At 62.5% G+C, this 6,461-nt stretch carries 9 protein-coding genes; 7 read left to right on the forward strand and 2 right to left on the reverse strand.

All coding sequences use genetic code 11. The annotated features are described in order from the left end of the window. From MESS2_RS16200 to sufA, 6 genes are all read left to right on the forward strand, one after another. The gene (locus MESS2_RS16200; protein WP_008875461.1) at positions 1-291 is read left to right on the forward strand and encodes a hypothetical protein; all 291 of its coding nucleotides are present in this window, start codon (positions 1-3) and stop codon (positions 289-291) included. After that, the gene (gene sufC / locus MESS2_RS16205) at positions 284-1,039 is read left to right on the forward strand and encodes a Fe-S cluster assembly ATPase SufC (RefSeq protein WP_008875462.1); all 756 of its coding nucleotides are present in this window, start codon (positions 284-286) and stop codon (positions 1,037-1,039) included. Before MESS2_RS16200 ends, sufC begins: the two co-directional genes overlap by 8 nt. 43 nt (positions 1,040-1,082) lie before the next feature. Beyond that, positions 1,083-2,351 (forward strand): Fe-S cluster assembly protein SufD, encoded by a 1,269-nt coding sequence (sufD, locus tag MESS2_RS16210; protein WP_051069111.1) that lies wholly within the window; start codon positions 1,083-1,085, stop codon positions 2,349-2,351. Between the two features lie 173 nt (positions 2,352-2,524). After that, positions 2,525-3,766: a cysteine desulfurase gene (locus tag MESS2_RS16215; RefSeq protein WP_040593256.1), complete on the forward strand. Its 1,242-nt coding sequence runs from the start codon at positions 2,525-2,527 to the stop codon at positions 3,764-3,766. Positions 3,767-3,771: 5 nt separating this feature from the next. Continuing rightward, complete coding sequence (locus MESS2_RS16220) at positions 3,772-4,164, forward strand: SUF system Fe-S cluster assembly protein (protein WP_008875465.1); 393 nt, start codon at positions 3,772-3,774, stop codon at positions 4,162-4,164. 110 nt (positions 4,165-4,274) lie between these two features. Beyond that, positions 4,275-4,655: a Fe-S cluster assembly scaffold SufA gene (gene sufA, locus MESS2_RS16225; protein WP_006332807.1), complete on the forward strand. Its 381-nt coding sequence runs from the start codon at positions 4,275-4,277 to the stop codon at positions 4,653-4,655. 326 nt (positions 4,656-4,981) lie between these two features. Here sufA and MESS2_RS16230 read toward each other — a convergent pair whose 3' ends face one another. Beyond that, positions 4,982-5,479, reverse strand: coding sequence for a GFA family protein (locus MESS2_RS16230; protein WP_008875466.1), 498 nt, complete (start codon positions 5,477-5,479; stop codon positions 4,982-4,984). A gap of 89 nt (positions 5,480-5,568) precedes the next feature. Between MESS2_RS16230 and MESS2_RS16235 the strand changes: the two genes are divergently transcribed. Further along, a complete protein-coding gene (locus MESS2_RS16235) occupies positions 5,569-5,892 on the forward strand; it encodes a TfoX/Sxy family protein (RefSeq protein WP_008875467.1) in 324 nt (107 codons plus the stop codon). Positions 5,893-5,947: 55 nt separating this feature from the next. Here MESS2_RS16235 and MESS2_RS16240 read toward each other — a convergent pair. After that, positions 5,948-6,461 (reverse strand): PfkB family carbohydrate kinase (locus MESS2_RS16240; protein WP_040593258.1); only part of this gene is annotated, 514 nt, incomplete at its 5' end.

Consider the following 6,461-nt stretch of genomic DNA (forward strand, 5'->3'; position numbering starts at 1 on the left):
ATGGAACGGCGCTCCTGGAAATTCTTCGAGCGAATCGAGAGCTTGATATTCATCGTTCTGATGCTCTTGCTGACGCTGGCTGTTGGAGGTGCCGTGATGGCTCTGATAGGCGCAATGTTTGGCCTGAGTTCGGTAAAGACTATTGGTGGTTCGGTCGCGGGCCTAGGCGCGGTTGGGTTTTTTGGCTGGATGTTGGTTACTGGCGATCTTGCGGGCGCGCTTTTAGGGATATCCCGTCAAGGACCGAGCGTCGAGAACACTAAGGACACGAAAGTAGAAAATGATGCTTGAGATTAAGAATTTGCATGCCCGCATCGTCGATGACGGCACCGAGATCATCCGCGGCCTGAATCTGACGGTGAAAGCCGGCGAGGTCGCCGCCATCATGGGTCCGAACGGCTCGGGCAAGTCGACGTTGTCCTACATCCTCGCCGGCCGCGAGGACTATGAGGTCACCGAAGGCGACATCCTCTACAACGGTGAGAGCATCCTCGAAATGGACCCGGCCGAACGCGCCACCGCGGGCATTTTCCTCGCCTTCCAGTACCCGATGGAGATACCGGGCGTCGCGACCATGGAATTCCTGAAGGTGGCGATGAACGAGCAGCGCAAGGCGCGCGGCGAGGAACCGCTGAAGATCCCGGAATTCCTGAAGCGGGTGAAAGATGCCGCCGGCTCGCTCAACATGGACATGGCGATGCTGAAGCGGCCGCTTAATGTCGGCTTCTCCGGCGGCGAGAAGAAGCGCGCCGAGATCCTGCAGATGAAGCTGCTCGAACCAAAACTCTGCGTGCTCGACGAGACCGATTCCGGCCTTGACATCGATGCGCTGAAGATCGTCTCGGACGGCGTCAACGCGCTGCGCTCGCCGGATCGCGCCATCGTCGTCATCACCCACTACCAGCGCCTGCTCGAACACATCGTGCCTGACTCGGTGCACGTGCTCTACAGGGGCCAGGTGATCAAGTCGGGCGACAAATCGCTGGCGCTCGATCTCGAGGCCAATGGCTATGCCGGCGTGATCGGCGAAGCCGCGTGAGATGCCAGCAGGCCAAGAAGGCAAGCCAGACAAGGCGATACTGATGAATATGCATACTCAACCCCAGCGGACCCCGGCCGAAACGGCGCTGATCGACGCCTTCGGCGAGCGGCTGTCGCTGCTGCCCGGCGACGGCGCGGTGATGCTGAAGCGCGACGATGCCATCGAGACAATCAAGCACGGCTTGCCGACGCGGCGCATTGAATCCTGGCACTACACCGATTTGCGCCGTCTGCTGAACGTGGTGCCGGACTTCGATCCGGCTGCCGCCGCGAAAGCCATCGCGCCGATCGTTGAGGGCTCCGCCGTGCTGCCGGTGCTGAATGGCGTGTCGAGCGCCAAGGTTCCCGCTATCGAGGGCGTGACGGTCCAGCGCCTGTCGGAGAAACTGACCGACGGCAGTGTCGCACCCGGGCTCGATTCCTATGGCGCCGATGACGCCATCGGCGCGCTCAACACCGCTTTCGTCGCCGACGGCTATTTCGTCGACATCGCCGATGGCACTGAACTGCAAAAGCCGGTCGAGCTGCAGAACCTGCAGGCCGGCGGCCAGACCCATGTGCGTCTGCTGACGCGTGTCGGCGCCGGCGCCAAGGCCGTCGTCGTCGAGCGTCAGGCGGGCGAGGGGGCGGCACTTGTCAGTTCGGTCAGCCAGCTTGTGCTTGGCGAGGGCGCCGAAGTGACATGGCTGATCGTGCAGGAGCAGCCGGATACGGCAACGCATCTTGCCCAGTTCAAGGCACATCTCGGCAAGAATACGAAACTGACGCTGTTCGTCATGAATGCCGGCGGCAAGCTCGTGCGCCAGGAGATTGTGGTCAGGACGACAGGCGAGGGCGCCGACTTTACGCTGCGCGGCATCAACCTGCTTGCCGGCGATACGCATACCGACGTCACCATGGTGCTCGACCATGCCGTGCCGCACACGACCTCGACGGAAGTGATCCGCAATGTTGTCACCGGCAAGGCGCGCGGCGTGTTCCAGGGGCGCATCAACGTCCACCAATATGCGCAGAAGACCAACGCCAAGATGGCTTGCAACACGCTGCTTTTGTCGGACGATGGCGAGTTCTCGACCAAGCCGGAACTGGAGATTTTCGCCGACGACGTCGTCTGCGGCCATGGCGCGACGGTCACCGAGATCGACCACAACCATCTGTTCTACCTGATGGCGCGCGGCATCGACGAGAAGACGGCTCGTGGCTTGCTGGTGAAAGCCTTCGTCGCCGAGGTGATCGAGGAACTGGACGACGAAGCGATCGTCGAAGCCTTGGAGACGAGGCTCGACGACTGGTTCGCGACGCACGGTTAAGCGACGGGGGGCGATTGATAGCCCCCTCATCCGGCCGCTTCGCGGCCATCTTCTCCCCGAGGGGAGAAGAGGCTTGGCGGCGACGTTGGCGATCTCCTCTCCCCTCGGGGAGAGGGTGGCCGTAGCGAAGCGGAGGTCGGGTGAGGGGGAACCACATCGGAAGGTTGATTGCTGTGGACCAGAAAGTCGAAAACATCCCCTACGACGTCGAGGCGATCCGCCGCGACTTCCCGATCCTGTCGCGGGAAGTTTACGGAAAACCTCTCGTCTATCTCGACAATGGCGCCTCGGCGCAGAAGCCGCAGGCGGTGCTCGACGCCATCCAGCATGCGTATTCCCAGGAATACGCCAACGTCCATCGCGGCCTGCATTTCCTGTCCAATGCCGCGACCGACGCCTATGAGAACGCGCGGAAGATAGTACAGAGGTTTTTGAACGCGCCCAGCACCGACAACATCGTCTTCACCTCCAACACCACCTCCGCGATCAACACGGTCGCCTATGGCTATGGCATGCCCAATATCGGCGAGGGCGACGAGATCGTCCTTTCGATCATGGAGCACCACTCCAACATCGTGCCCTGGCATTTCATCCGCGAGCGGCAGGGCGCCAAACTGGTCTGGGTGCCGGTCGACGACCTCGGCGTCTTCCACATCGAGGAATTCGAGAAGCGGCTGACCGACCGCACCAAGCTGGTCGCCATCACGCACATGTCGAACGCGCTGGGCACGGTGACGCCGATCAAGGAGATCGTGCGCATTGCGCATGCGCGCGGCATTCCGGTGCTGGTCGACGGCAGCCAGAGCGCCGTGCATATGCCTGTTGACGTGCAGGATCTCGACTGCGATTTCTTCGTCTTCACCGGCCACAAGGTCTACGGACCCTCGGGCATCGGCGTGCTCTACGGCAAGAAGGATATTCTCGCGGGCATGCGCCCATTCATGGGCGGCGGCGAGATGATCGAGGAGGTGACTGAAGACATCGTCACCTACAACGAGCCGCCGCACCGTTTCGAGGCTGGCACGCCGCCGATCGTGCAGGCGATCGGGCTGGGCGCCGCACTCGACTACATGGAAAAGATCGGCCGCGAGCGCATCGCCGCGCACGAGGCCGATCTGAAGGACTATGCGCATGAGCGGCTCAGGGCCATCAACTCGCTGCGCATCTTCGGCGATGCGCCCGGCAAGGGCGCCATCATCTCGTTCGAGTTGCAGGGCATCCACGCCCATGACGTGTCGATGGTCATCGACCGGCAGGGCGTGGCCGTCCGCGCCGGCACCCATTGCGCCCAGCCGCTGTTGAAACGCTTCGGCGTAACCTCCACATGCAGGGCATCGTTCGGCATGTATAATACCAGGGCCGAAGTCGACGCTTTGGCGGATGCGCTCGAAAAAGCGCGAAAGTTCTTCGGGTGACGACCATGGATGACGCTAGCCACACCACTGAGACCGCACCGGAAGCAGCAGTCAATCCGCTGGTTTCCGCCTCGGCCATTCCCGCCGACGAGTTGGCGCGGCTGACCGACGATATCGTCTCGGCGCTGAAGACGGTCTACGACCCGGAAATCCCGGCCGATATCTACGAGCTTGGCCTCATCTACAAGATCGACATCGAGGACGACCGCTCGGTCAAGATCGACATGACGCTGACCGCGCCCGGCTGCCCGGTGGCCGGCGAAATGCCCGGCTGGGTGGAGAACGCCGTCGGCGCCGTCGAAGGCGTTTCCGGCGTCGAGGTCAACATGACCTTCGATCCGCCCTGGTCGCCCGACCGTATGTCGGAAGAGGCGCAGGTGGCGGTGGGGTGGTACTAGCGTCGGGCCAGCCAGAGGCTGGCGCACTTGCGCCAGGTAGAAAACTTCACCATTTTAGGTGAGGAATCATTCGGCAGGCCTTGAACCTGCACAGAATGGAGAAGGAAAACATGGGACGCTTCGCCGTCATCACGATGACCGAAAAAGCCGCAGACCGGGTGCGCGACATCGTCGCCACGCGGGAAAACGCGCATGGCATCCGCCTTGGCATCAAGAAGGGCGGCTGCGCCGGCATGGAATATACGGTCGATCTGGTGACCGAACCCAACACCAAGGACGATCATATCGAGCGCGACGGCGCCCATGTCTATGTCGCGCCGGAGGCTGCGCTTTTCCTGTTCGGCACCGAAATGGATTTCGAGCAGACGACGCTGCGTACCGGCTTCACCTTCAGGAACCCGAACCAGAGCTCGGCCTGCGGCTGCGGTGAATCCGTTGAACTGAAGCCGGCCGATCTGAAAGCGCTGGCCGAGGCGCGCGCTTCGGCCTGATTGGGCCCGCTAGTTCCTCGACACGCAAACGTTCGGGATTGCCCGAAACCTCTCAACATCGTCATCCTTGGGCGAAGCAGGAGCGAAGCTCCGTCGCGGAGACCCAAGGATCCATGCCGTAACCTTAACTGAAGAGTGCGGCGGAGCAGAATTCTGCACCGAAGCAACGCTCTGAAGTCACGGCATGGATCCTGGGGTCTGGGCCGCGTCGCTTCGCTCCTTGCTCCGCCCCAGGATGACGACGGAACAGGGGTTCGGCCAATCGCCTGGGCACAATATCCGCTAGCGCCATCCGATTCGTCAAAATTTCAGGGCTACGCAAATAGCTACTCCACCCACATCCCCGTTCGCTTGTGCCAGTCGGCGATCGACTCCTCGGGATAGACGTCGAACGCTTTGTCCTTCTTGCCGACCTCCGGCTCGACCCAGTTCGCCTTGTATTTCAACATCAGGTGCACCTTCTCCGGCGGTTTCGGCAGGTCGCTGTCGATCGCCGAGGCGAAGGGATGCACCAGCTCCGGCCAGGTCGGATCGTAGAGCCAGAGCGCGGACCCACATTTCCTGCAGAAATTGCGCTCGCCTGACGAGATTTCGCATTGCGGATGCTCGTCGTCCTCGATCTCGGCCCGGTAGACGCCAAGATTGCGCTTGCCATTTATCTTCAGCGTCTCGTAGTCCGCGCCGAGATTGACGGCGAAGCCGCCACCGCCCTGCTGCTTGCGGCAGATCGAGCAGTAGCACAGCATGAACGGCACCGGCGTGTGGCTTTCCACCTCGAAGCGGACGGCATTGCAGCGGCAGGACCCTTTGAGCAGAAGCGGCATGACAAAACTCCGACGAATGGCTCTCAACCTGTCAGCATGGTTTTGGTTGCGGCGATGACAAGGCCGAATCCGAATGACATGATCACGATATGGACAATGAACGCATCGCCGAACTTTTCGAAGGGCTCGGCCCGGTCAGCATACGCAAGCTGTTCGGCGGCAAGGGCATCTATTTCGACGGCGTCATCGTCGCGATCGTACTGCGCGGCGAGCTGTTGCTGAAGGCGGACGCTGAAAGCGCTCCCGATTTTGAAGCCGCCGGCTGCCGGCAATGGACCTATACCGGCTCGCGGCACGGCAAGCTGGTCTCGATGCCGTATTGGAGCATTCCCGACAGCGCCTTCGACGACCCGGACGAGATGGCGGTCTGGGCGCACCGGGCCTATGAAGCGGGGCGGCGGGCCGGGAAGTGAACTGCACTGCCGGAGCAGTCCACTTTGAATTCGAATCCCTCACCTGACCCAGCGCTCACGCCAACTCCCGCGCCTCGGGCACGAGGGCCAGCGCCTCGGCAAAGGCCGCCGCCGTGAAGGCTGGTGCAAGCTCCGCATTTTCGATGGCAAGCATCGCCGCGGCAACGCCTTCGCGCAGCGCCGCAGGCAGTGCCAGGCCGTTCAGCAGGGCAGCCACCGTTGCACCCGCCAACACATCGCCGGCGCCGGCGACATCCACGATTTTCCGCGTCGGCGGCAGGACCGAGAAGGCGCCGGTCTCGTCGAAGCCGAGTACCAGACCATTGCCCGCCGTCACCACGCCGCTACTGAGGCCGGCGCGCCTTAGCCCGCCGACGAGATCCTGATCCGTGGCGTCGGCGCTGGCCAGCGCGGTGGCCTCGCGCCGATCCATGAAGGCCAGCGCCAGGCTGCCGAGCACCGGTGTCAGCCGCTCCGCCTTGTCAGGCGAAACGCCGATGGCGAAGATAGGCTTGCCGGCAGCGAGAACCACCAGCCGCTCAAGTGCTGCCGACGGCAGGTTCGCATCC

It is taken from the genome of Mesorhizobium metallidurans STM 2683 (assembly GCF_000350085.1).
Lineage (GTDB): Bacteria > Pseudomonadota > Alphaproteobacteria > Rhizobiales > Rhizobiaceae > Mesorhizobium > Mesorhizobium metallidurans.